Origin of the sequence: Bowmanella denitrificans, from assembly GCF_002887595.1 — a bacterium.
Taxonomy (GTDB): domain Bacteria; phylum Pseudomonadota; class Gammaproteobacteria; order Enterobacterales; family Alteromonadaceae; genus Bowmanella; species Bowmanella denitrificans.
In genome coordinates, this window is the sequence record NZ_PEBU01000008.1 from 231324 (window position 1) to 254747 (window position 23424).

Here is a 23424-nt window from a genome sequence, read left to right on the forward strand (position 1 = left end):
TTGAGTTTACCTAAATTTAACACAATTGCAATCGATTGCAAAAACAGCTAACCTTGTCACTATTGCTCCTCATTCCAAGGTTTATCGCTGCTATGAACGTTTCACCCAAACACCTGCTTTTCACCCCTCAGCCCTGGCAACTTGAAACTGACCGGTTGATACCTGAACAAGCAATGTTGGAAGAAACCTTGTTTGCATTGGCCAATGGTTATCTGGGTACCCGGGGTACTATGGAAGAAGGGCCACAACCAGGCCAGCAAAGCTGCGAAGGCTCCTATTTAAACGGCGTCTACCATAGCGAGAAAATCACCTATGGTGAGGTGGCCTATGGCTATGCCAGCCACAACCAGAAAATGCAGCAGGTCCCCAATGGCAAGATAATGCAGTTAAGGTTGGACAATCAGCTGGTCAATCTGTCTGATGCCACAGCAGGTAAACGCTGGCTGGATTTTAGCTCCGCCAGTTTACACCGGCAAATGCATTGGCAAAGTCCAACAGGCAAGCAAATTCTGCTGACCACCAGCCGTTTCGCGTCACTCAGTCAGCCGAATTTAATCTGTCAGCGCATGGAAATTGTGGCGCAGAATTTCAGTGGTGACGTTGATCTCAGCAGCCTGCTGGATGCCGCTTATCAGTTCAGCCCCAATAAGGATGATCCCAGAGTAGGCGTGCTCAGTCTGGATGACAGTCTGATGCTACACCAGCAACAGAGCACCGATGAACAAGCCTGGATGCTGCATCAGGTAAAAGACGGCCCCTTCCGTATTGCTTCAGCCACCACTGTCAGTGCGTCACAGCCGGTCGACAATATCTCGCACATCAACAGCGATAAACAAGTTGGCCAGCAGTGGCGGTTTAAGCTGGAGCAAGGCGTTAAGCTGATCGTGGATAAATTTATCTGCTACCAACATGACCAGCAAATGGCGTTCGGTGAGCTACTCCTTTCTTGCCAGAATAAGTTGCAACAGGCCAGAACCATGGGCTGGGACCAGATGCTGGCCGAGCATCAGCATCAGGTAGCCGAGTTCTGGCAAAATAGCGATGTGCAGATCAATGGTGACCCGGCATTGCAGCAAGGCATGCGTTTTAATCTACTGCATTTATTTATGTCCATTGGCAAGAACGGCCACTGCAATATGGGGGCAAAAGGGCTGACCGGACACGGTTATGATGGTCATTATTTCTGGGACACCGAAATTTATATTCTGTCGGTGATGACCGCCACTAACCCGGAGCTAACCAAACAGTGCCTGACATTCCGCTATCGCACTTTGGATGCAGCCCGTCAGCGTGCCCGGCAAATGTCCCATTCCCTTGGTGCGCTTTACCCCTGGCGCACCATTGGCGGCGACGAATGTTCGGCCTTTTTCCCGGCAGGCACCGCGCAGTATCACATTAACGCCGCCATTGCCCATGCCATTCGCAGCTATTTTACCGCCACGGCAGACTGGGCCTTTATGCAGGATATGGGCGCAGAAATGTTGTTTGAAACCGCCAGGCTGTGGCTTAGTCTGGGGCATTTTAACCGGCAAAAACAAGGTCGCTTCTGTATCGACGGAGTGACCGGGCCGGATGAATATACCGCCATTGTCAGCAACAACTTCTACACCAATGCTATGGCCCAGGCACATCTGCGCTTTGCGGTACAAATTGCCGCTAAGTTCCAGGACAAAAATCGTCCTGCTTACCAATTGTTATGCAAAAGTATTGGCTTGAATGACGCCGAGATCTCAAGCTGGGCAAAAGCGGCAGACAATATGTATCTGCCTTATGATGCAGAGCTCGGCATCCATGCCCAGGATGACAGCTTTCTGGATAAAAAGCCCTGGGACTTTGCCAACACTCCCGCAGACAAATACCCTTTGCTGCTGCATTACCATCCCCTGGTGATTTATCGCCACCAGGTGTTAAAACAAGCCGATGTGGTGCTGGCCATGTTTTTACTGGATGACGCCTTTGACCAGCAGCAAAAGGCCAGGAATCTGTCGTACTATGAGCCGCTCACTACCCATGATTCCACCTTGTCCAGTTGCATTCATAGCATTGAGTTTGCTGAAACCGGTCAGTATCAGCGCGCCTATGAATTTTTTCATGACAGCGTGCGTATGGACATAGATAACCGTCATGGGAACACTGAGTACGGTATCCATACTGCGTGTATGGCAGGCTCCTGGATGAGCATTGTGCAGGGCTTTGCCGGGCTGAGGATACGCCCGGATGAGCTGGCCTTCACACCGCATTTACCTGCCCACTGGGACAGTTACAGCTTCAATCTGCAATACCAGGGGCGGCACTTACAGGTTTCTGTAGCCAAAGACGGCGTGCGCTATCTTCTCAAGCAAGGTGCAGCGCTCAGCATCCGCCATCACCAGCAGGAACTCACCCTAAGCAGCAACCAAACCCTGCATGTCGCAAAGGTGCAGTTATGAGTATCCAAGCCGTAATTTTTGACCTGGACGGGGTGTTAACCGATACCGCTGAGTACCACTTCCTTGCTTGGTCAGCCCTGGCACACAAGCTTGGTGTGCCCTTTGACCGGCAAGACAACGAACAACTCAAAGGCGTCGACCGTATGGGATCATTACAGTTTATTCTGGATAAAGGTGGCCTGCAGCTCCCCGGCGATGAAAAGGACATGCTGGCAAAAGCAAAGAACACACATTACCAGCAACTGATTGAAAATATCAGCCAAGCCGATTTATTTGACGGTGTTCACCCGCTGTTCAACCGCTTGAAACAGGCGGGAATCGCCATAGGCCTGGCGTCAGCCAGTAAGAATGCTGCCATGGTGCTGAATAAGCTGGGAATCAGCGCAGCATTTGACTACGTAGCCGACGCCGCCGCCATAAGGCAAGGCAAACCCCATCCGGAAATCTTTCTGACCGTGGCTAAGGCGCTTGGTATACCAGCGCAACATTGTGTCGGGGTGGAAGATTCGCTGGCTGGCCTGCAAAGCATTCTCGACGCCGGTATGTACGCTGTGGGCATAGGTGAAAAACAGCTGCTTAAAGACGCCAATCTGGTCTATGCACAGATAGGCCAACTGGATCTCGATGAGGTGTTGATGCTTGGGCGTAAAGCTCCGACTACAGGCTAAGGATAATTGGTCAGGGTCAATTTCAGCACTATATCTGCACAAATATTGTTCTACCAGACTACATAACGTAGAATCCGCGGCCATTTGTTAACCGGGAATAACGCGTTGAAGTTGTGGTGGCTATTTCTGTTGGTGTCTTTTTCGGGCTGGGGGCAAAGCATTACCTGGTTGGCGGATGCCGCACCGGGTTTTGACAAGCAAGTACGACTGGATGAGCAAACCCGCGATCTGATTTTACAGGACTTGCCGGATTTGCAAGTGCGCATCGAAATCAGCAATCCACAGCGGGCCATAAAGCTTCTGGCGCAACGCGATGATATTTGTGTGGGTGACAGAATTTACACGCCAGCCCGCCAGGAATTCAGCGTGGCAACCCAGCTTCCTCAGGTGGTGGTGCTGGGGCTGCGCTTATATGTGCGCGATACTGCCGCACGATTTCCCCAAATTCTGCACAAAGCCACAACTCAAGGGCTATCCATTGTTGATCTGCTGACAGAACAAGGAGCCGCTTTTAAACTGGGTATTGTGGAAGGTCGTTCCTATGGTGGAGCGGTAGACCAGGCACTGCGGCCGTTTCTGACATCTGATTTACTCTATCGGCGGGCGGGCACAGACATGGGCGCCGGTGTCATTGCCATGCTTAGGTCAGAGCGTATTGATGCTTTACTGGAATTCCCCAATATATATCAACTCTATGCCGGGCAATCAGGCCAGACAACAAGCCAAAGTTTCAGCCTGAAGGAAACGCCGGCTTATAATATTGGTTTTATCTTGTGCTCCAACAGTGAAACCGGGCGCTATGCTGCGGGCGTCCTGTCCAAGCGTATTGCCGTTTTGTCTCAGACTTCTGCGTATCTGCAAAGTCATCTGAATTGGTTTGATGTTTCCTTGCATGCAGAGCTTACCCGCTATTACGACAAAGTGTATGGCACAACCTTTTCAAGCCAGCCCTCTGTAAGCTATGCCCGATGAAAGAGCAAGATTCGCAACGGTAAGCATAACTCCAACTGGTTTTGCGCCAATACAGATCAAAGTGCTTTGCGGCTGGATTCACGCACCACAAGCTGCACATCCATGACTTGTGAACGCACGGTTTTACCGGCCAGTTTGTCTAACAATTTACGCACCAGCAATTTGCCCCCTTCCAGCGTCTGCTGCCGGATAGTGGTGAGTGAAGGATGGCAGAACATCGACAAGGCCACATCGTCAAACCCAACCATGGCGATATCTGCAGGGATGTGTCTGCCCGCTTCAATCAGCTTTTTCATTGCACCCAGCGCAATCACATCGCTAACCGCAAAAATACCGTCCACGTCCCCTGCGCCATTTTCCAACAGGCGGGTTGCACTGCGATAACCCGCTTCGCTGGTGAAATCGGTTTCCAGTCTGAGCGATTCATCCACCTGGATACCGGCTTGCTGCAGGGCCAGACAATAGCCCTGCCAGCGCTGCTCCATTTCGCTGTGACTGGTGTCGCCCAGAAAGGCAATACGCCGGCAGCCCTGGTTAAGTAAATGGTTAACGGCCAGAAAGGCGCCCATCTTATTGTCGCTACCAACGGTACAATACTGACTGTCCGGTAACATTGCCCCCCACACCACAAAAGGACAATCCTGTTCGGCCAAACGATCAATGCGCGCATCATGCTCCCCCTGCCCGATGACAATCAGGCCGTCGGCACGTTTGGAATCGAAGTAGTAGTCGCGCCAATCGTCTGAGGCGGTGCGGGTATTAGACAGCAACATGTCGTAACCATGACGAGTCAGTTCATCGGCAATGGCACCCAGCATATCCAACAGCCAGGGATCAGAAATACCCTGTTCGGTGCGCTCTTTGAACAACACCACCACGGCAATCACCATGGTTTTCTGGGTACGCAATGCCCGGGCTTTAGCATTGATCTTAAAATTATGTTCACGGGCCACTTGCTGAATCTTATGCCGGGTTTTTTCGGCAATCAGCGGGTTGTCATTCAGCGCGCGGGAAACGGTGGACTCGGAAACGCCAAGGAGTTTGGCAATATCGGCAATGCTTTTGGCGCGCGTCATGGATCAGCTTATTCAGATGGGTGTTGGGGCAAGGTTATCAAATTGCCCCACCGGTGGAAAAGCGAAAGGTGGCTGCGAGCTGCCACCTTTTGTTATTTCTATCAACGACTTCAGAAGTTGTAGCCGATGCTCAGGTTCATTGACCTTGGCATAATGTAACGGCCATTAGGTGCCGTGGGGTTGCGGGGATCCCCCTCGGTCAGCCCGTCTTTATCGGTCAGGTTGTCCACCGACAGGCGCACATTCAATTGGTCTGTCACCTCCCAGTATGCGCCCAGATCAATCTTGGTATAACCGTCCAACTCGCCTAGATTCTCGTTACTGATCCAGCGGTCATCTACTGACGTCAGAGTACCATACAGCGTCACAAAATTGCCGCCAGCCAGTTCAACATCGTAGCTTGGGGTCAGACGGAACTGCCAGCCAGGCTGACGCTGCGACTCGTTACCCACCAAATCCACATCAGCGCTTTTGGTAATTTCCGTGCTTTGAATCGTGGCGTTTAGATTCAGGTTCAGGCCAAAATCAAAGGTGTAATTACCGTCCAGCTCAATCCCTTTTGCTTCGTTTACCGACAAGGTGGCCGGTTCACCCGGACGGGTTACCGTGCTGCTTTCCACTTCGTTAAAGAAAGCCGTGGCATACAGGCTGTAATTATCAGCGGCCAGCTTATAACCCAGCTCATACTGGGTGACATCGAAGATCAGGTCATTGCCGATTTCATACTGCCCATAGTTGTCACGAAAATCATCGAAGTAAGGCATTTTACTGCCGTCATTGACGCGGGCAAAAATACCGGAATTGTCAGTGAGCATGTAATTGGCCCCAGCCGTCCAGGACGTGGTGTCCTCATCGTATTGCACTGGCTTGTTGATAGTGCCGTCCAGATCTTCATCCACCGAATAGTCAATCTTGTGATTTTCACGGCGAATACCCAAATCCAGGGTCAGATCATCAGTGGCCTTATATTCAAAGGCGGTATAAAACGCTCGGGTGGAGCCGTCACCCGTGGCATTAATATCGTAGTTCCAAGTGCAGCTGTCATCATTATCGTTACAATCTATGCCGGTCAGATTCTCGCCGCCCGGCGCCACCACATGATATGACTGATTACCAATTGACCACCAGTCTTTGGCTTCAAAGTTGGAGGTATACAGGCCGAATGTCACCTTCAGGGCGTCGATTTGTTTGGTCAGCGACAAGTCGTTGGTAAAAGACTCAATCTCTTTCAACACCACCCAGCGGCCAATCTGTTGCACCAAGGTGTTGCCTGCATAGGTTTTGCCGGTCACCGCACCGGTAGCACTTTCACCGTTATCCGCTACCGCAGCCAAAGTAGTGGGTGCACCTTCAGGTACTAAACCATAAGTATTCGCATCGCCCTTGGTAAAATTAAAGCGGTCCGAGAACTGCCAGCCATCGGCAAATTCCAGTTGGATTTTACCGCCGGACACCGAACCGTCCCAGCCCCGACCATTACCAAAGTCAAAGGCCTGGGTGCTACTGCCTTCAGGGCCATATTGAATGCTGGCCTGCCGGTTAAGGGTACCAATTTGGGTATATTGGTTGTCTACCCCATCCACCAGCGGGGTGGGCAAATACCAGACACCATGGTCATCTGTGACCCGGGTGTAGAAGTTCATTTTGCCGTTATCCAGTTCTTTAGTGATATTGATAGTGAACTGATGGCCCTTCTCGGAATTGAATCCGGCATCGCGAATACCCGGCGAACTGGAAACATAACCACCCACCATATAATAAAGACCGTCCGAGATGGCGCCGCTGACCATGGCATCCACACGTTGCAGGTCATAATCTGAGGTGCTGTATTTAAATACCCCTTCGGTAATATCCGAACCTTCTTTCAGCAGGAAGTTGGTGGTCAGGCCGGGCTGGCCGTTTGAGATCACCGGGTTAGTACCACCACGCAGGCCTTCCATATAAGCCACAGTTTCATCCATACGAAACAGCGTGGAGTTTTCCAGGAATGACAGGGTTGGCGGCTGATACAAGGGCGCCCCTTCCATTTGCACGGTCAGAAACGGGGCATCTCCGGTACCAGGGAAACCGCGCACAAACACATTGGCCCCGGATACCCCGCCGGAACTCTCAGACCAGACGCCGGGCACAGCCTTAAATAAGTCTGCGGTACTCTTAGGGGCCAGCTTCTTAATGGCTTCGGCCGACAGGTTGGTTATGGCAAAGCCGGCATCTACTTTACGCACAGCGGTGCCGGTGGGTGTACCTGTTACCACGATTTGCTCAAAATCCTTGGCCTGTTCTTTATTATCAGGTGTTTCCTGCCCCCAGGCATGACCGCTCAGGGCGGTGGAAACGGCTAAAGCCAGGATGAGTTTATTGCTTTTCATTGCTGGTCCCCAGTTATCTTTTTGACTTAGTTAGCTTTTATCTGGTCTGACAGGGAGTTTGTAGCCACCTTGTCAGCCACTGTGTGAGCTGAGATAGCTTAAAAGTAGATCGAATTGCAATCGATTGCAATAATCAAGGCTGAATTTTGTGTAAAAAATGTTAATTTAAGGTTTTCACTGCTGTTTCAGTTACAAATTAGTTACAATAATTGGCAAAATTATCGTCGAACAGGCCGTTTTAGCAGCAAGAATTGCTCCATCAGAATGGAAACGATTGCATTTGGCGTGATCAGCTTAGGAGTAAACAGATTCAATGGCTGCAAAGTGTTGCTTTGGCAACCTTCGTGGTGCAAGAGTTTTCAACCACGAAGGCTAATCGGGATGCTGCAGGCTAGTCGTCAATGGTCTGATCAGACAACCAGTTATGCAGAGATTGCATATCCAGTTTCAGGGCTTCCTGCAGCTCTTCTACCCAGTCATACACATTCTGCCACCAGGCGGGGTGATCGCCCTGCTGAATCTGATTGGCAATTTTCTGCACTCTGGAAAGCCCCACCGAGCCTGCCGCGCCTTTGATCTTATGGGCCTGGGCACAGACCTCATCCTTGTCTTTGGCGCTTAGATTGGTAAGCAGAATTTCCATGTACTGAGGAATACTCTGGTTAAACACATTAACGCTGGTGCTGAGCATTTCCGCGCCGATAGTGTCCACCAGCATCTGCAGCATCTCCAGATCCAGCACGGATTCGCTCTTGGTCTGGCTACTTTCAGGTAAACGAGGCAACTCAGAGGCATCACAGAACAATTGATTAAATACCTCGACCACCCGGCTCTTCTTGATTGGTTTGGAAATAACGTCATCCATGCCCTGGTCCAGATACTCCTGGCGGGTCTTAATCACATTGGCGGTCAAGGCCACGACCGGCGTGCCGGTGACCAGTTCTTCCTCGTGCATTTTGCCCACCACGTCAAAACCTGTCATGTCAGGTAATTGAATATCCAGCAAAATCAGGTCATATTCATTGGCCCGCGCCATATCCAGCGCCTGTCGGCCGGTCATGGCCACTTCCACTGTCTGACCGAGTTTCTCCAGCAGCGCTTTGGCCACCATCACGTTCAGTTCAATATCCTCCACCAGCAGGATTTTAAGACCCGTCACCCTGATTTCGGCCAACTGGGCTGGACGGGTGCTGATAGCCAGAGGTAACTCAACGGTAAAGCAAGTGCCCTTGCCGACTTCACTGCTGACCCGGATATCGCCGTGCATCAGTTCAACCATCTTTTTGCAGATTGCCAGGCCAATCCCGGTGCCAGTTGCGCTTTGGTGATCAGGGTGTTTGACCTGATAATACATGGCGAAGATTTTATGCAGCTCTTCCTCAGGGATCCCCACCCCGGTGTCTGCCACCTTGAACAGCACGTTACAAATACCGTTTTTAGGCGTTTCTGCCGACAACGTAAAACTGACCGAGCCCTGCTGGGTAAACTTCACTGCATTAAACAGCAGATTCCACAGCACCTGGCGTAACCTGGTGCCGTCTGCTTCGACAAAATCTGGCAACGGCTCAAGCATCTGGGTCTGGAAATTCAGATTCTTATCGGCCACCAACAGTTGGATAATACTGGACAATTCACCGAAGAAATCTTTCAGGCTGACAGTTTTCAATGCCAGTTCCAGCTTGTCCCGGCCCAGCTTGTCCAAATCAATAATGTCGTTAAAGATATTCCCCAGGGTGATGGCACTGGCGTAGATGGTACTGACCCAACTGTACTGCTCATCGGTCAGCTTTGTATCGCGCAGCATACGGCTTAAGCCGACAATGCCATTTAAAGGGGTACGCAGTTCGTGGCTAATTGTGGCAATAAAGGCGGTCTTATCCCGGCTGGCTTTTTCCAATGCCACCTGCGAATGTTTACGCTCGGTAATATCCCGGCCAAAGGCCAGCAAACCGAGGCGATTGGCCTCTTTGTCAAAAAACGGCACCTTACGCATTTCGTAGTACCGCTTGCTGCCATCAGCAAAGCGCAGCCATAGCTCTTCGGTGATGCCCATATTGTTTTCCAGCACTTCATGGTCACTTTCCACCACCTGCCGGGCCAGATCTTCGTCATACACTTCATGAGGAGTCAGGCCAATTAGCTCGGCTTCGGTCTTACCCGTCATTTGCTCTGCTACGGTATTGCAACCAGCAAAGCGTCCTTCTTCATTGCGGTAGTAAATTAAATCCGGACTGGCATCAATAATAGAGCGCAATAAGGTGGATAATCGCAGAGCCTGTTGCTCTTTTTCTGACTTTTCATGAATTTCCTGCTCCAGCTCAGCGAAGACCTTCTCTCTGTCTTCCTGCGCCTTACGGCGCTCTTCAATCTCGATATTGAGCTGGCGGATATTATTCTGCAGTTCACGATTCAGCAGCACATCCTCTTCGCGCAGACTTTCTAACTGCGCCACCACATCTTTGAGGTTGTGCCGACTGGTTTCCAGTTGCCTGACCAGTTCACTGAAAAAATACAGCACCCAGGGCGCACTCAGTAGGGTCAGCATAATCGCAGAAATAAAGTCTTCCAGATGCACTTCACCAGTCATATACAAACGGATAAAGTAAGAGCCGGCGATGGTAAACATCAAGGTCAGCAACACAAACAGGATACTGATTCGCAAGGTGCCAAAGCGCCCGACAAACTGGGCAAAACGAATGGCCCAGGACTCATTTTGATTGGAAGCTTGCTGCATGAAGAGAATTTCCGCTGACAATAGTTGTCGGCATCCTAGCAAGAGCATGGCCGATTCCCCAAGCTGAATTTATACCCGTTCTATCAGCCGCAGCTAAATCACCAAGCGCGCAGATTGGAATTTTTATTCACATTTAACGTATATAAATTCAACCAAAGTATTCTTAAAAAAGCCCCTTCTTCAGCCTTCTTGGTCAGCCTATACCACTAGGATTTTTAGTTATATGCTAAAAACCAAAACATCAAATTGGTCAGATGGCGACCGTTTTGGGATTTTTATCCTAACTTTACCTCAAAATAGCTATTCGCATTCCAACCTTATTACTAAGGGGGAATTGATTTGTCGAAGCATTGTGGTATTTTCATTAGCCGCACTTTATGAGTGCATAAAGATTCGTTATTGGTGCAGACAGGCTTGAGGTCGGCCAATATACAAATAGGAATGCGGAACCGGCCTTAGGGCCAAGAGGCGTCGATACTGGATACGTCCGGTGCGATAAGAATAGCGGCGGTAGGGAAAAAACCGCTCTGTTCAGAAAGAAAGACTGGTAACCCCAAATAAAAATAGAACCTGTAACAGGTCATCCTAACGACACAGGCGCATGAGAAAACGGACCAAAAAGAGTCCAGCACATGCCATCCCTGAATAAAAAACATCACCCTGCCCAGTCGAACGGTTGAAGGAGTCATGAGTAATGAGACTATATAACCCGAACGATTCTCGGGATAACTGTGGTTTCGGCCTGATCGCCCATACACAAGGGCAGGCCAGCCACAGTCTGGTAAAGACCGCTATCCATGCGCTGGATCGTATGCAGCACAGGGGCGGCATAGCCGCTGACGGCAAAACGGGTGACGGCTGTGGTTTACTGCTGCAAAAGCCCGATGCATTCTTCCGCGCCATTGGCGAGGAGAATGGCTGGAAGCTGGCCAAGAAATACGGCGTCGGCATGGTATTTCTCAGCCAGGATCCGGTACTGGCCCAGCAGGCTCGCGATATCCTTAATGAAGAGTTGCAAAAAGAAACTCTGGATGTACAGGGCTGGCGCGTGGTGCCGACTAATCCGGCGCTGTTGGGTGAACTGGCATTAACCGGTCTGCCCCAGATTGAGCAGGTGTTTGTCAATGCCCCGCCAGGCTGGCGTAAAAAAGATGTGGAACGCCGTTTGTTTATGGCGCGTCGCCGTGCTGAAAAACGCATGAGCCACGATCCGGACTTTTACATTGCCTGTCTGTCGAATCTGGTCACCATCTATAAAGGCCTGGTGATGCCCAAAGATCTGCCTAATTTCTATCAGGATCTGGCAGACGAACGCATGCAATCGGCTATCTGTGTTTTCCACCAGCGTTTTTCTACTAATACGCTGCCCAGATGGCCGCTGGCCCAGCCATTCAGATTCCTGGCTCACAATGGCGAAATCAACACTATTCGCGGTAACCGCGAGTGGGCTGAAGCTCGTACCTATAAGTTCCGCACGCCGCTGTTGCCCGATTTACATGACGCGGCCCCTTTTGTGAATTTCGAGGGCTCTGATTCCTCGTCACTGGACAATATGCTGGAGCTGTTCCTGGCCGGTGGTATGGATTTATTTCGTGCCATGCGCTTACTGGTGCCACCTGCCTACCAGAATAACCACACTATGGATCCGGATCTTAAGGCGTTCTATGAGTTCAACTCCATGCATATGGAGCCCTGGGACGGCCCGGCCGGCATCGTGATGACCAATGGTCGTCATGTAGCCTGTAACCTGGACAGGAATGGCCTGCGCCCGGCCCGTTATGTGATTACCAAAGATGGCCTGATTACCCTGGCCTCAGAAATTGGTATCTGGGATTACCAGCCAGAAGACGTATTGGAAAAAGGCCGGGTCGGTCCCGGTGAAATGCTGGCGGTGGACACATACACCGGCAAAGTACTGCGCTCCAGTGAAATAGATGAAGATCTGAAAAACCGCCATCCTTACCGGGAATGGCTGGACAAGCATATCAGTCGCTTGCTGCCCATTCAGAAATGCGATGCCAGCCTGATTGGTGTGCGGCTGTTTGACGACGACATGATGAATACCTACTACAAGCAGTTTAATTACAGCTACGAAGAGATTCAGCAAGTCATTAAGGTGCTGGCCAAAGACGGCCAGGAAGCAGTAGGCTCAATGGGTGACGACACCCCCATGGCTGTGTTGTCGAGCAAGCATCGTACCTTGTACGACTACTTCCGCCAGCAGTTTGCCCAGGTCACCAACCCGCCCATTGATCCGCTGCGGGAAAACCATGTGATGTCGCTGGCCACCTGTATTGGCCGCGAACAGAATGTATTCAGCGAAACCTCGGGTTACGCCAATCGCGTGCTGTTTGAATCGCCGATTATGCTCTACACCGACCTGAAACAGTTGCGTGAATTTGACTCCGAGCACTATTACTCGGAAGTCATTGATCTGAACTATCAGCCGGAAGAAGGCTTGAAAGCCGCCATTAAGCGGGTTTGTGATGAGGCCGAATATCTGGTCAGACAAAAAAAGGCCGCCTTTGTGATCCTGTCGGACCGCAAAATCAAGGCTAACCGTCTGCCGATTCCGGCCCCTATGGCTGTCGGCGCCGTACAGCGTCGTCTGGTGGAAAAAGCCTTGCGCTGTGACGCCAATATCGTCATCGAAACCGCCTCAGCCCGCGATCCACACCACTTTGCCGTGCTGCTAGGTCTGGGTGCCACTGCGGTATACCCGTTCCTGGCCTACGAAGTGATTGAGCAAATGGCCGACAAGGGTGAACTGGATATTCCGGTAATGGACGCCGTGCTGAATTACCGTAAGGGCATTAATAAGGGCCTGTTTAAGATTATGTCGAAAATGGGCATCAGCACCGTGGCCAGCTATCGCTGCGCCAAGCTGTTTGAAGCCATAGGTATACACCAGGACGTGATGAAGCTGTGCTTCCAGGGTGTGCCCAGTCGTATCCAGGGTGCCAACTTCGATGATTTTGAGCAGGACATTCAAAACCTTAACCGCATTGCCTGGATCAAGCGCAAAACCATCAGCCATGGCGGCCTGCTTAAATATGTGCACGACGGTGAATACCACGCCTACAACCCCGACGTGGTCAGCACCTTGCAAAAAGCCGTAGTCAGTGGCAACTATGCCGACTACCAGGCCTTTGCCGAGTTAGTTAACCAGCGTCCTGCCGCCCATATCCGCGATCTGTTCAAGCTGAAATTCAGCGACCAGGCCATTGATATCAATGAAGTGGAAGCAGCAGAAACGCTGTACCCACGTTTCGATACGGCAGCCATGAGTATCGGTGCATTAAGCCCTGAGGCACATGAGGCTTTGGCCATTGCCATGAACCGACTGGGCGGTCAATCCAACTCCGGCGAAGGCGGGGAAGATCCGGCCCGCTTCGGTACCGAGAAAAATTCCCGTATCAAACAGGTGGCCTCTGGTCGTTTTGGCGTCACCCCGCACTATCTGGTCAATGCCGACGTGCTGCAGATTAAAGTCGCACAGGGCGCCAAGCCCGGTGAAGGCGGACAGCTACCCGGCGATAAGGTCAACAAATACATTGCTGAGCTGCGCTATTCGGTACCCGGTGTCACCCTGATTTCACCGCCGCCACACCATGATATTTATTCTATCGAGGATTTGGCGCAGTTGATTTTTGATCTTAAGCAGGTCAATCCCAACGCCCTGATCTCGGTCAAACTGGTATCTGAACCTGGTGTCGGCACTGTTGCCACTGGTGTGGCCAAAGCCTATGCCGACCTGATTACCATCTCAGGTTATGACGGCGGTACAGGGGCCAGCCCGCTGACCTCGGTAAAATATGCCGGCAGCCCTTGGGAACTGGGGCTGGCAGAAAGCCAGCAAGCCCTGGTGGAAAACGGCCTGCGTCATAAAGTACGGGTACAAACCGACGGCGGTCTGAAAACCGGCCTGGATGTGATAAAAGCCGCCATCCTGGGGGCGGAAAGCTTTGGCTTTGGCACCGGCCCGATGGTGGCACTGGGTTGTAAATACCTGCGTATCTGCCATTTGAATAATTGCGCCACGGGGGTGGCCACACAGGATAAGAACCTGCGTGACAACTATTTTATCGGTCTGCCAGAAATGGTCATGAACTACTTTAAGTTTATTGCCCAGGAAGTGCGTGAACTGATGGCTGCCCTTGGCGTACGTAAACTGGAAGAGCTGATTGGCCGTACCGAATTGCTGGAAGTGATTGACGGTATCAATGCCCGCCAGCAGCGTTTGGATCTATCGCCGATTCTGGCCAAACCCCAGGCCGGTGAACATACCAGACTGTTCTGTTCTGAGGTGACCAATGCACCAATGGACAAGGGCGAACTGAATCTGCGCATTCTCGACGATGTTAAAACTGCCGTAGAGAACAAGTCAGGCGGTAACTGGCGCTACAGTATCCGCAATACCGACCGTTCGGTGGGCGCGCGCATCTCTGGCTTTATCGCCCAAAAACATGGCAACCAGGGGATGGCGGATTATCCGCTGCGTATCACCTTAACTGGCACAGCTGGTCAAAGCTTTGGCGTATGGAATGCAGGCGGTCTGGAGCTGCATTTGATTGGTGATGCCAACGACTATGTGGGTAAAGGCATGACCGGTGGCAAGATTACCATCCACCCACCGGTTGGTGTGCACTACGCGACCCGCGACAGCGCGATTATGGGTAATACCTGTTTGTACGGCGCAACAGGCGGCAAACTTTTTGCTGCTGGCCGAGCCGGTGAACGTTTTGCGGTTCGCAATTCGGGTGCCATTGCCGTAGTGGAAGGCACCGGTGATAACGCCTGTGAATATATGACCGGCGGCATCGTCGCCATTTTGGGGCAAACCGGGGTTAACTTCGGGGCCGGTATGACCGGCGGCTTTGCCTATGTACTGGATCAGGCCAATGACTTTGACCGTCGCGTGAATGGCGATTTAGTAGAAGTGATGGGGGTTGAAGATAAGCCCATCCTGGTCGAGCACCTGCGTGGTCTGATCAACCAACATTACGAAGAAACCGGCAGCGAGCACTCACTTGAGATCCTCAGCCAGTTTAGCAAATACCTGAAGCAGTTCCGTCTGGTTAAGCCAAAGACCAGCGACGTTAAGAATCTGCTGGGACATATCAGCCGCTCCAGCGCCGAGTTGCGCGTGCAGGCCCAGTAAGGAGGAACAAGCAGTATGGCAAAGAACGTATATCAGTTTGTCGATGTTGAACGTATCGATCCTCCGAAAAAGCCCGCCGCTATTCGTCGCAGCGAGTTTGCCGAGATTTATCAACCTATGAGTGACAGTCAGGCTGCCGGTCAGGCCGATCGCTGCCTGGACTGCGGTAACCCTTACTGTGAATGGAAGTGCCCGGTGCACAACTATATTCCGCAGTGGCTAAAACTGGCTAATGAAGGGCGGATTCTGGAAGCTGCCGAGCTGTCACACAAAACCAACAGCCTGCCGGAAGTCTGTGGCCGGGTGTGCCCACAAGACCGTTTATGTGAAGGGGCCTGCACCCTGAATGACGATTTTGGCGCGGTGACCATTGGCTCTATCGAGAAATTTATTACCGACACCGCCTTTAAAATGGGATGGCGGCCGGACATGTCCGGGGTAGTCAAAACCGATAAACGGGTAGCCATTGTTGGTGCCGGCCCAGCAGGTCTGGCCTGTGCCGATATTCTGGTTCGTAATGGCGTGACCCCGGTGGTATTCGACAAGTACCCCGAGATTGGCGGGCTGCTGACCTTTGGGATCCCGGCCTTTAAGCTGGAAAAAGAAGTGGTGCAACTGCGCCGCGAAATCTTTACCGAAATGGGTGTGGAGTTCGTACTGAATACCGAAATCGGTAAGGATATTCAGTTCCAGCAACTACTGGACGAATACGATGCGGTATTTCTGGGGATGGGCACCTACAAATATATGCAGGGCGGTTTTGCCAACGAATCCGCGCCCGGCGTGTATGAAGCCCTGCCCTATCTGATTGCCAATACCAATAAGTTAATGGGTCTGGAGCAATCCGCCTGTGACTACGTCGATATGCAAGGCAAGAAGGTCGTGGTACTGGGCGGTGGTGATACCGCCATGGACTGTGTGCGCACGGCGGTGCGTCAGGGTGCTGAAAAGGTCATCTGTGCCTATCGTCGCGACGAGGAAAACATGCCTGGGTCGCGCCGTGAAGTACAAAACGCCCGCGAGGAAGGCGTGGATTTTCAGTTTAACCTACAACCGCTGGATATCGCCGTTGATGAAGCCGGCCACGCCTGTGGCGTCAAACTGGTGAAAACCCAATTGGGTGCACCGGATGCAGCGGGTCGTCGCAGTCCGGAAGCCGTGCCCGGCTCTGAGCATATCCTGGAAGCCGATGCAGTTATTGTCGCCTTTGGCTTCCAGCCCAGTCCGGCCAGTTGGTTTGCTGACTTCGGTATTATTCTGGATGAAAAAGGTCGGGTCAGGGCACCAGCCAAAGGTAAATATGCGTTCCAGACCAGTAACCCCAAGGTATTCTCCGGTGGCGATATGGTCAGAGGCTCGGACTTGGTAGTCACCGCCATCTTCGAAGGCCGTCAGGCCGCAGAAGGCATGCTGGATTATCTGAACGTCTGAAAAATGGCTGACAAAAGTACCCAGTGATTTCTGTACTACCACCAGGGAGAATGGCTGTACAGAAAACACCAGGGCATCATAGCCTATGCAAGGCTATGGAACAGCTTTAGCTGACCTGCTTTGAGCTACAAAGACGTAGATCATGATTGTCGACCCACTGCATTGATATAGCCGATGAATGCTCACTACTACATCGGCATACGAACGCCATGGACATCGCCGATGAGTGCTCCCTGCAACATCGGCATACGACCACCATGGAGGGTGGAAGTGCAGAAAACGCAGGAGCGGTTTTCTGCCCGTCCTTCCATGGACATCGCCGATGAATGCTCCCTGCAACATCGGCATACCGTCCTTCCATGGACATACCCCATCCAGGGTTTCCCTGTTGTGTTATGTGCCGAATTTACATCCTGACATTAATCCCCGCCGTGTAATAACGACCCAGACCATCATATAAGGTACCGCCGCTATTAATGTTAGGCAGGAAGGCCGGTTGCTTGTCGGTTAGATTGTTAATATCCAGATACAGGTTGATGTTTTCGGTCAGGCCATAGCCCAGATGCAGATTGTGCTTAAAGTAGGACGGTACTTTATTGTCAAACCAATCTGGGTATTCCTCAGGCTGAGCGGTTTTGTTAAAGGTGGACTCACCGACGTAGTTAACTCCCCATGCCAAGGTTAGGCTGCCGGTACTGTATACCGTATTCACCTGGGCACGGACCCTGGGGAAGTCCCAGCGTCCGGCCAGGCTGCTGATGTCCTCGGGATCATTAGGGTTCTGGCGAAACTCACGCTTGTCCAGGTAAGTACCTTTAAAGGTCAAACCCAGTTCACCGTCTCCAAGAGCATAACGATAGGAGATATCCAGGTCAGTTCCCCTGGCGGCAAACTTTGACGCATTAATATTCTGCACCGAGATATTGTTTATCTGGCCTTCACCATCACGTTTAATCAGGCTGCAGAATTCTTCATTCAGGCCAGCGCCGTCAACGCAATTAGCCAGTACGTCAGAGGCATCGAAGCTGGTGATGGCATCCGTTATCTCAATATCCCAAAAATCAATGGCCATGTTCAGATCTTGAGTCGGCGTCACCACTAATCCCAGAGTCAGCGTATCGGCTTCTTCCGGTTTTAACGCCAGATTACCGCGCGTGATAACCTGACGGGTACCAAATGAAGCTTCAGAGACAAAATTCTCGTCAATACCCAGCGCCTGACAATTGGCACGCCGATTTTGCGGATCACGGCCGTTGTCCAGTTCGGTATTGTGACAAGGGTCAGTGACCCGCGCGCCGACAATAGAATTCGGCGCAAACAGCTCTTGAATGTTGGGTGCTCGTACCGCCTTGGAATAGGTGCCTCGCAACCTGAACATATCGTTAAAGGTCCAGTTCAAGGCGGATTTATAGGTCACATCCGAGCCTGTTTCACTATGATTAGCCAGACGGGCGGCCAGTTCCAGCTCCACTCTTTCTGCTACCGGCGTGTCTTCCAACAACGGCACTATGGCTTCGCCGAATATTTCTTTAACATCAAAGCTGCCTTTTACCGGATTCAGATAGCTATTTTCCTCACGGCTTGGCCCCGTGCGACTTCCCACCAAGCCGGAACCCACGCCATCGGCGTCCACGGCCTGAGCCAGAGGATCTGGAATGCTGGATGAACTCTCCTTGCGATACTCCAGGCCTGCAGCAAAGGCCACCATACCGGCAGGCAACTCGAACAGATCACCATTTAAGGAAAAGGATGCCAGCGTCTGCTTAATCTCATCTTCCTGACGTAGCGTTACCGCCACATAATCAATGGCAGCCTGGCTGGCCTGGTTATTGATTGGATTGAACGGTACACAGGCACTATTACCGCTGCGACAGACCGGATTACCCTGCGCATCAGTGGTGGCATCCAGCGCTTCATAGTAGCGCTCATTCAGCACGTCCTGAGAGGTTGAACTGGACTCCACTTTGCCGTGCTGAACATAGAAGTTATAACCGTAGTCGCGCCAGAACCCTTCACCACCAAAGGTGAATTGCAGGGTTTCCCGCTTGTTAACATTGCGGCTGTTCAGGCCCACTACCGCTAGCGCCACTACATCCAGATTGCGGGCGGTCATCACGTCCACCAGCTCTTGCGGCCTGAACGGATTGTCGCTGCGAATAGCGATTAGCGGGCCAAAGTTGTCATCATGGAAGACACTGGCCTGGCCCGAGGCCGCCGACTCCACCTTGCCGTATTTCAGATTGCTGAACAGTGACAGGTTGTCACTGACGTCGTAGTTACCACTGATATTGGCCAGATAACGTTCAGTAGGCTGACGAAGGGTATTGGTTTCTGCGGTACGAAAGCCGTCTCCGCCGTCACAAGGCACCACCGCACAATTTTTGCCCGGGATAAAATCACGAAACTGACCGCTGTCCCGGTCAATGATAAAGGTGTCGTAACCCAGGCCAAACGGATCATCAGCGAAAGTCGGGGGCAGCGGATTATTGATAATATCGAAGGGCGTACCAGCCAGTACCCAATTGTCGTTGGGTACGTAAAACACGCCTTCTTCACTCAGGGCCTGGAAACGAATATCCGGGGTAAACACCGTATTCGGAATGCCATCGTCCGGACCGGTATTCTCAGGGTTGGCCAGAAAGCTGGGACGCTGATTGGCATAGTCCCTTGCAGTCATCGGTACTTCGTCTTGTTTGGAGTAGTTCAGATGGAAAGTCAGATTAGCCCGGTTGTCGGCAAAGTTCTGTCCGAAGGATAACGACACATCCCGGTTGTCGGCATCACTGCGGGATGAACGGCCCACCGACGCATCCAGCGCCAGTCCGTCATAATTTTTACGCATGATAAAGTTAACCACACCGGTAACCGCATCGGCCCCATAGATTGCCGAGGCTCCACCAGTGATGATCTCGACCCGCTCCACCAGCTCAACCGGGATCATGCTTAGATCAACCGACGCTTCCCCCGCGGCTCCGGGTACATGGCGTCGGCCATCCACCAGCACCAAAGTGCGCATTTGCCCCAACCCTCTCAGGTTTGCCAGTTGCAAACCAGCCTTACCCAAATCATTGTCATCGTTGTCATTAATATTGGTGCTGCCGATGCCATCCACCAGGGCTGGCATCTGGTGCAACAATTCACCGATATTCTTTACCCCGGACACCTTGATGGTCTGGGCATCGATGACGGTGGTCGGTGTGGTCATCTGCGCACTGGTACGCATAATACGCGACCCTGTGACCGAGATATTCTCAACAGTATCTTGTGTATCTGAAATTGTATCCTGAGCAAAAGAAGGTAAGGAAACCGCCATTGAGACGGCCATCGCGGTCTTTGTAAGCACTTTATGCATCGCATAACCCCATCTGTTATTAGACTTATTGGCACATGTATCTGAACACGCCAGCAGACTATCTAATAACGTATCTCAATGGGCAATATGGGTTAATGATCTGTTAAATCAACACAATCAGAATGCTTATCCAGACAACGGAATAAAAGTTTTAATTCTTATAATTCAATACATTAACTTGACACACTGATACTTCCAGGTTAATCAGAACGCACCAAATAGCAACATTATATTTACAACGCAGTAAAGTAATAATTACACAAATAGAGAAGCCAAGCACAGCCAGGATAAGACCCAGAAGGTCCCAACATATCGGTACAGGCCATATGGAATGGCGGAAATCCAGATAACACAGCCTGCATTTTGATGTGCGCGGATAGCGGTTCATAAGCATGGATGGAGGTACAGGAGCGAAAAGTATCTGAGATACCACCTCTTAGAACATAATTTTTGATTTATTGCATTTTTGAAATAAGCAGGTTAACTGTCTTTATTATAAGAAAGTGGCGGATTAACAGCGCGGGATTGTCTTTTTACCTTACCTTCTGATAACAAGCGTAAAATATCCCGCCAGCTTAGAATACCAATGGGGTGACGGTTTTCATCAATAACCGGCAGGCAGGAAATCTTTTGCTGATTAATCAAATTAATGGCATCGTAGATATCATTGTCCAGCGTCAACACCCAAAGGTGTCGCGCCATTATCTGGTACACTTTTTTATTCAGAGTTGCGGTATCACGGCGGGTCTCGGCCGCGGTGCCCAGGTTAGGACTCAGGGCCTTAAATAAATCACGGTCGGATACAATGCCCACCAATTGGTGATTTTCCACCACCAGTAAGTGGTGAAATAATTTAGCGTCAAATATACGTTGCACTTCCGCCAGGCTGGCATCTGGTTCTACCGTCACCAGACGCCTGGTCATGACTTTTTCCAGACTCATACCATACCTTTGTATCACAGCAGCTATTTGTCGGCCCAAGGCCGGGGCTCTATAGTAATAGCTATTCTATATGACATAGCAAACTCTGCGAGAGATGATGGCAAAATCCATTTTGGCCTTAACCGTCCTTGTGAGCATAAGCTTATCAGGGACAACACTGGCGACAACAGATTGTCCGGCACAGTTTCATAACCTGCCGCTGGCCGCTAACGCCCGCTATTGCCAGCAGTTCAATGACAAGATGCCCGCCACTCTGAGCTACTTTGCGCCGCAGTCGCCGCAACAGGTATTGGCGTTTTACCGTGCCCAGTTCAGTGACGCACAATTTAGTCAAAGCAAAGACCAGCAGATCCTGGAGGATCCGGCCAGGCACTGGGTGCTGGTGATTTCCAACGACGGCCAGGGTAGCCAGGTGGATATTTTGGTTAAGCAATAAATCGAGGAACATGCTCCCCTCCCTGGTTATTGGCACCTAAATTGCAGCATCTCCCACAACGTCGCCGGGCGTCAAAAGCCCGGCATTTTTTCAGTGGAGACTGCCATGGAACTAACCCTCGTTTTATTAATGATCCTGATTGTGGTGGCCATTGGTGCCATTAAACTGACAGGAGAAAAGCTGGCCTTTCCTTTTAAAAAACGCAGTAACCTGTTTACCCCGGTAGAACGCACCTTTCTGGAGCTGCTGGAGAGCGCGGTGGGTCATCAGTACCGTATTATCTGCCGGGTACGACTGAGCGATATTCTCAGCCTGCGTCAGGGCACCGACAAAAAAACCGCCCGAGGCGCCATGCAAAAAGCCGCTACCCGTCATCTGGACTTTGTGCTGTGTGATAAGACAGATATGAGCCCGGTGGTTGCGGTGGATTTAGTGCATAACGGTGGTAAAGACGGATATAAAAGCCAGCGTGACTGGTATGTCAGCAGCAGTCTGGATGCGGCCCGAATTCCCCACTTGCGTATCAAAGTTAAGTCAGGCTATTCCGCCCAGGAAATCCGCGACTGTATTGAGGCCAAGCTCGCTCCCATGCGTTACAAGGAACCCAAAAAACCACTGGTTCAGGGCACTATTAAAGACGATAAGGCCGGGCTGGGCCGCCCCGTCACTGCATAAGTTTTCGTGACTGGCCAGGGATGGCTGCACTTTCAGGTTGGCCGCTTTCAGACCTCAGTTGTCAGTAAACAAGCCAGACATGCTGCTATGCGTTGCTGACCAATTCTTTCAGTAAGGGGAGCAGATATCTATCAGGCATCCATCAGGATCTTTTAGCAAAAACCTGCGTTGCCCGTAAAACTCGTTTTTAGGTGCCTGAATAATTGGCAAGCCCAATGCAACCGCTTTGTGAAATACGCTATCGACATCAGAGACAACAAAAGTCACATACATCCCTTGTGGCGGGTGCTGGTACTCTTTAGGTACCAATTCGTGTTGCCGTTGAATAAGCCCATATTCTATTTGCGGATTATCCGGCACACAAAGTTGTACATACCAATCACTGTCGTATTTCACCTCAAGTCCAAGAAGATCAATATAGAACTGTTTACTCTGTGACAAATTGTCCGAGCAGATGTTGGTTAGTATTCTCACCGTACACTCCTATACAGAAAATAAGATGATATGCCCCATGCAGGGTGCTTCACAGACTTAACTGGCAAACCGACCAGGGACTGTTGAGTAGTTGGTAATTTAATCAACCTCAGTATTCATAGCCAACGTGACAATGGCAAGACACAAGCAATAAATCCAAAACTGTCTTATGCTGGCATAACAGCGACGGTATTAATTTAAGGTGAAAATATGGATGCATTTTTACAGGCCGCTATCGAGCAGGCCAGACTGGGGCAGGCAGAAGGCGGTATTCCCATTGGCTCGGTGTTAGTGCACAAGGGCAAGATCCTCGGTGCCGGACATAACCGCCGGGTTCAGCAGGGCAGTGCCATTTTACACGGTGAGATGGATGCGCTGGAGCGGGCGGGCAGGCATCCGGCCAGTGTTTACCGCGAATCGGTGCTCTACACCACCTTATCACCCTGTTCCATGTGCAGCGGCGCGATTCTGCTGTATGGCATTCCCAAAGTGATTATTGGTGAAAACAAAACCTTTATGGGGGAAGAAACATTGCTGCGCGAGCGCGGAGTGGAGCTAACGGTTCTGCAGGATCATGATTGTATCGCCATGATGGAAGACTTTATTACTCAGCATCCTGAGCTGTGGAATGAAGATATTGGCGAATAATCCAGGCACTGAATTTATCCGGAGCTGGCATTGCATATAACTAAGCTATGGGTTGTT

General features: G+C 51.1%; 14 protein-coding genes. 8 read left to right on the forward strand and 6 right to left on the reverse strand.

The window, feature by feature from the left end; translation table 11 throughout:
• Positions 1 to 92 precede the first annotated feature (92 nt).
• From CSR04_RS15890 to CSR04_RS15900, 3 genes are all read left to right on the forward strand, one after another.
• On the forward strand, positions 93 to 2429 hold the full coding sequence (locus tag CSR04_RS15890; RefSeq protein WP_102797283.1) for a glycoside hydrolase family 65 protein: 2337 nt from the start codon (positions 93 to 95) through the stop codon (positions 2427 to 2429).
• On the forward strand, positions 2426 to 3097 hold the full coding sequence (gene pgmB, locus CSR04_RS15895) for a beta-phosphoglucomutase (protein WP_102797284.1): 672 nt from the start codon (positions 2426 to 2428) through the stop codon (positions 3095 to 3097). Before CSR04_RS15890 ends, pgmB begins: the two co-directional genes overlap by 4 nt.
• A gap of 105 nt (positions 3098 to 3202) precedes the next feature.
• Positions 3203 to 4069, forward strand: a complete 867-nt coding sequence (locus tag CSR04_RS15900; RefSeq protein ID WP_102797285.1) for a hypothetical protein — start codon at positions 3203 to 3205, stop codon at positions 4067 to 4069.
• A 56-nt stretch (positions 4070 to 4125) separates the two neighbouring features.
• Here CSR04_RS15900 and CSR04_RS15905 read toward each other — a convergent pair whose 3' ends face one another.
• The 3 genes from CSR04_RS15905 to arcB all read right to left on the reverse strand — a co-directional run bounded on the left by CSR04_RS15905 (position 4126) and on the right by arcB (position 10248).
• On the reverse strand, positions 4126 to 5145 hold the full coding sequence (locus CSR04_RS15905; RefSeq protein ID WP_102797286.1) for a LacI family DNA-binding transcriptional regulator: 1020 nt from the start codon (positions 5143 to 5145) through the stop codon (positions 4126 to 4128).
• Positions 5146 to 5255: 110 nt separating this feature from the next.
• Positions 5256 to 7514 (reverse strand): TonB-dependent receptor, encoded by a 2259-nt coding sequence (locus tag CSR04_RS15910; RefSeq protein WP_102797287.1) that lies wholly within the window; start codon positions 7512 to 7514, stop codon positions 5256 to 5258.
• A gap of 391 nt (positions 7515 to 7905) precedes the next feature.
• On the reverse strand, positions 7906 to 10248 hold the full coding sequence (arcB, locus tag CSR04_RS15915) for an aerobic respiration two-component sensor histidine kinase ArcB (RefSeq protein ID WP_102797288.1): 2343 nt from the start codon (positions 10246 to 10248) through the stop codon (positions 7906 to 7908).
• A gap of 694 nt (positions 10249 to 10942) precedes the next feature.
• Between arcB and gltB the strand changes: the two genes are divergently transcribed.
• A complete protein-coding gene (gene gltB, locus CSR04_RS15920) occupies positions 10943 to 15409 on the forward strand; it encodes a glutamate synthase large subunit (protein ID WP_102797289.1) in 4467 nt (1488 codons plus the stop codon).
• A gap of 15 nt (positions 15410 to 15424) precedes the next feature.
• Positions 15425 to 16840, forward strand: coding sequence for an FAD-dependent oxidoreductase (locus CSR04_RS15925; RefSeq protein ID WP_102797290.1), 1416 nt, complete (start codon positions 15425 to 15427; stop codon positions 16838 to 16840).
• Positions 16841 to 17246: 406 nt separating this feature from the next.
• On the opposite strand, the gene CSR04_RS15930 is transcribed toward CSR04_RS15925, so the two are convergent.
• The gene (locus tag CSR04_RS15930) at positions 17247 to 20192 is read right to left on the reverse strand and encodes a TonB-dependent receptor domain-containing protein (RefSeq protein ID WP_102797291.1); all 2946 of its coding nucleotides are present in this window, start codon (positions 20190 to 20192) and stop codon (positions 17247 to 17249) included.
• A 480-nt stretch (positions 20193 to 20672) separates the two neighbouring features.
• The gene (locus CSR04_RS15935) at positions 20673 to 21116 is read right to left on the reverse strand and encodes a CBS domain-containing protein (protein WP_216362579.1); all 444 of its coding nucleotides are present in this window, start codon (positions 21114 to 21116) and stop codon (positions 20673 to 20675) included.
• A gap of 148 nt (positions 21117 to 21264) precedes the next feature.
• Here CSR04_RS15935 and CSR04_RS15940 point away from each other — a divergent pair, with 148 nt between their 5' ends.
• Together CSR04_RS15940 and CSR04_RS15945 are read left to right on the forward strand one after the other, a co-directional pair.
• On the forward strand, positions 21265 to 21570 hold the full coding sequence (locus tag CSR04_RS15940; RefSeq protein WP_146027186.1) for a hypothetical protein: 306 nt from the start codon (positions 21265 to 21267) through the stop codon (positions 21568 to 21570).
• Between the two features lie 105 nt (positions 21571 to 21675).
• On the forward strand, positions 21676 to 22245 hold the full coding sequence (locus CSR04_RS15945; protein ID WP_102797294.1) for a DUF2726 domain-containing protein: 570 nt from the start codon (positions 21676 to 21678) through the stop codon (positions 22243 to 22245).
• Between the two features lie 108 nt (positions 22246 to 22353).
• On the opposite strand, the gene CSR04_RS15950 is transcribed toward CSR04_RS15945, so the two are convergent.
• A complete protein-coding gene (locus CSR04_RS15950; RefSeq protein WP_102797295.1) occupies positions 22354 to 22719 on the reverse strand; it encodes a VOC family protein in 366 nt (121 codons plus the stop codon).
• Positions 22720 to 22929: 210 nt separating this feature from the next.
• Here CSR04_RS15950 and CSR04_RS15955 point away from each other — a divergent pair, with 210 nt between their 5' ends.
• Positions 22930 to 23367 (forward strand): nucleoside deaminase, encoded by a 438-nt coding sequence (locus CSR04_RS15955; RefSeq protein WP_102797296.1) that lies wholly within the window; start codon positions 22930 to 22932, stop codon positions 23365 to 23367.
• The last annotated feature ends 57 nt before the right edge of the window (positions 23368 to 23424 follow it).

Bases quoted from the DNA above. Each gene is read 5' to 3' on its own strand.
- CSR04_RS15890 (WP_102797283.1), top strand. From the start codon at position 93: ATGAACGTTTCACCCAAACACCTGCTTTTCACCCCTCAGCCCTGGCAA.
- pgmB (WP_102797284.1), top strand. From the start codon at position 2,426: ATGAGTATCCAAGCCGTAATTTTTGACCTGGACGGGGTGTTAACCGAT.
- CSR04_RS15905 (WP_102797286.1), bottom strand. From the start codon at position 5,145: ATGACGCGCGCCAAAAGCATTGCCGATATTGCCAAACTCCTTGGCGTT.
- CSR04_RS15910 (WP_102797287.1), bottom strand. From the start codon at position 7,514: ATGAAAAGCAATAAACTCATCCTGGCTTTAGCCGTTTCCACCGCCCTG.
- arcB (WP_102797288.1), bottom strand. From the start codon at position 10,248: ATGCAGCAAGCTTCCAATCAAAATGAGTCCTGGGCCATTCGTTTTGCC.
- gltB (WP_102797289.1), top strand. From the start codon at position 10,943: ATGAGACTATATAACCCGAACGATTCTCGGGATAACTGTGGTTTCGGC.
- CSR04_RS15925 (WP_102797290.1), top strand. From the start codon at position 15,425: ATGGCAAAGAACGTATATCAGTTTGTCGATGTTGAACGTATCGATCCT.
- CSR04_RS15930 (WP_102797291.1), bottom strand. From the start codon at position 20,192: ATGCATAAAGTGCTTACAAAGACCGCGATGGCCGTCTCAATGGCGGTT.
- CSR04_RS15935 (WP_216362579.1), bottom strand. From the start codon at position 21,116: ATGACCAGGCGTCTGGTGACGGTAGAACCAGATGCCAGCCTGGCGGAA.
- CSR04_RS15945 (WP_102797294.1), top strand. From the start codon at position 21,676: ATGGAACTAACCCTCGTTTTATTAATGATCCTGATTGTGGTGGCCATT.
- CSR04_RS15955 (WP_102797296.1), top strand. From the start codon at position 22,930: ATGGATGCATTTTTACAGGCCGCTATCGAGCAGGCCAGACTGGGGCAG.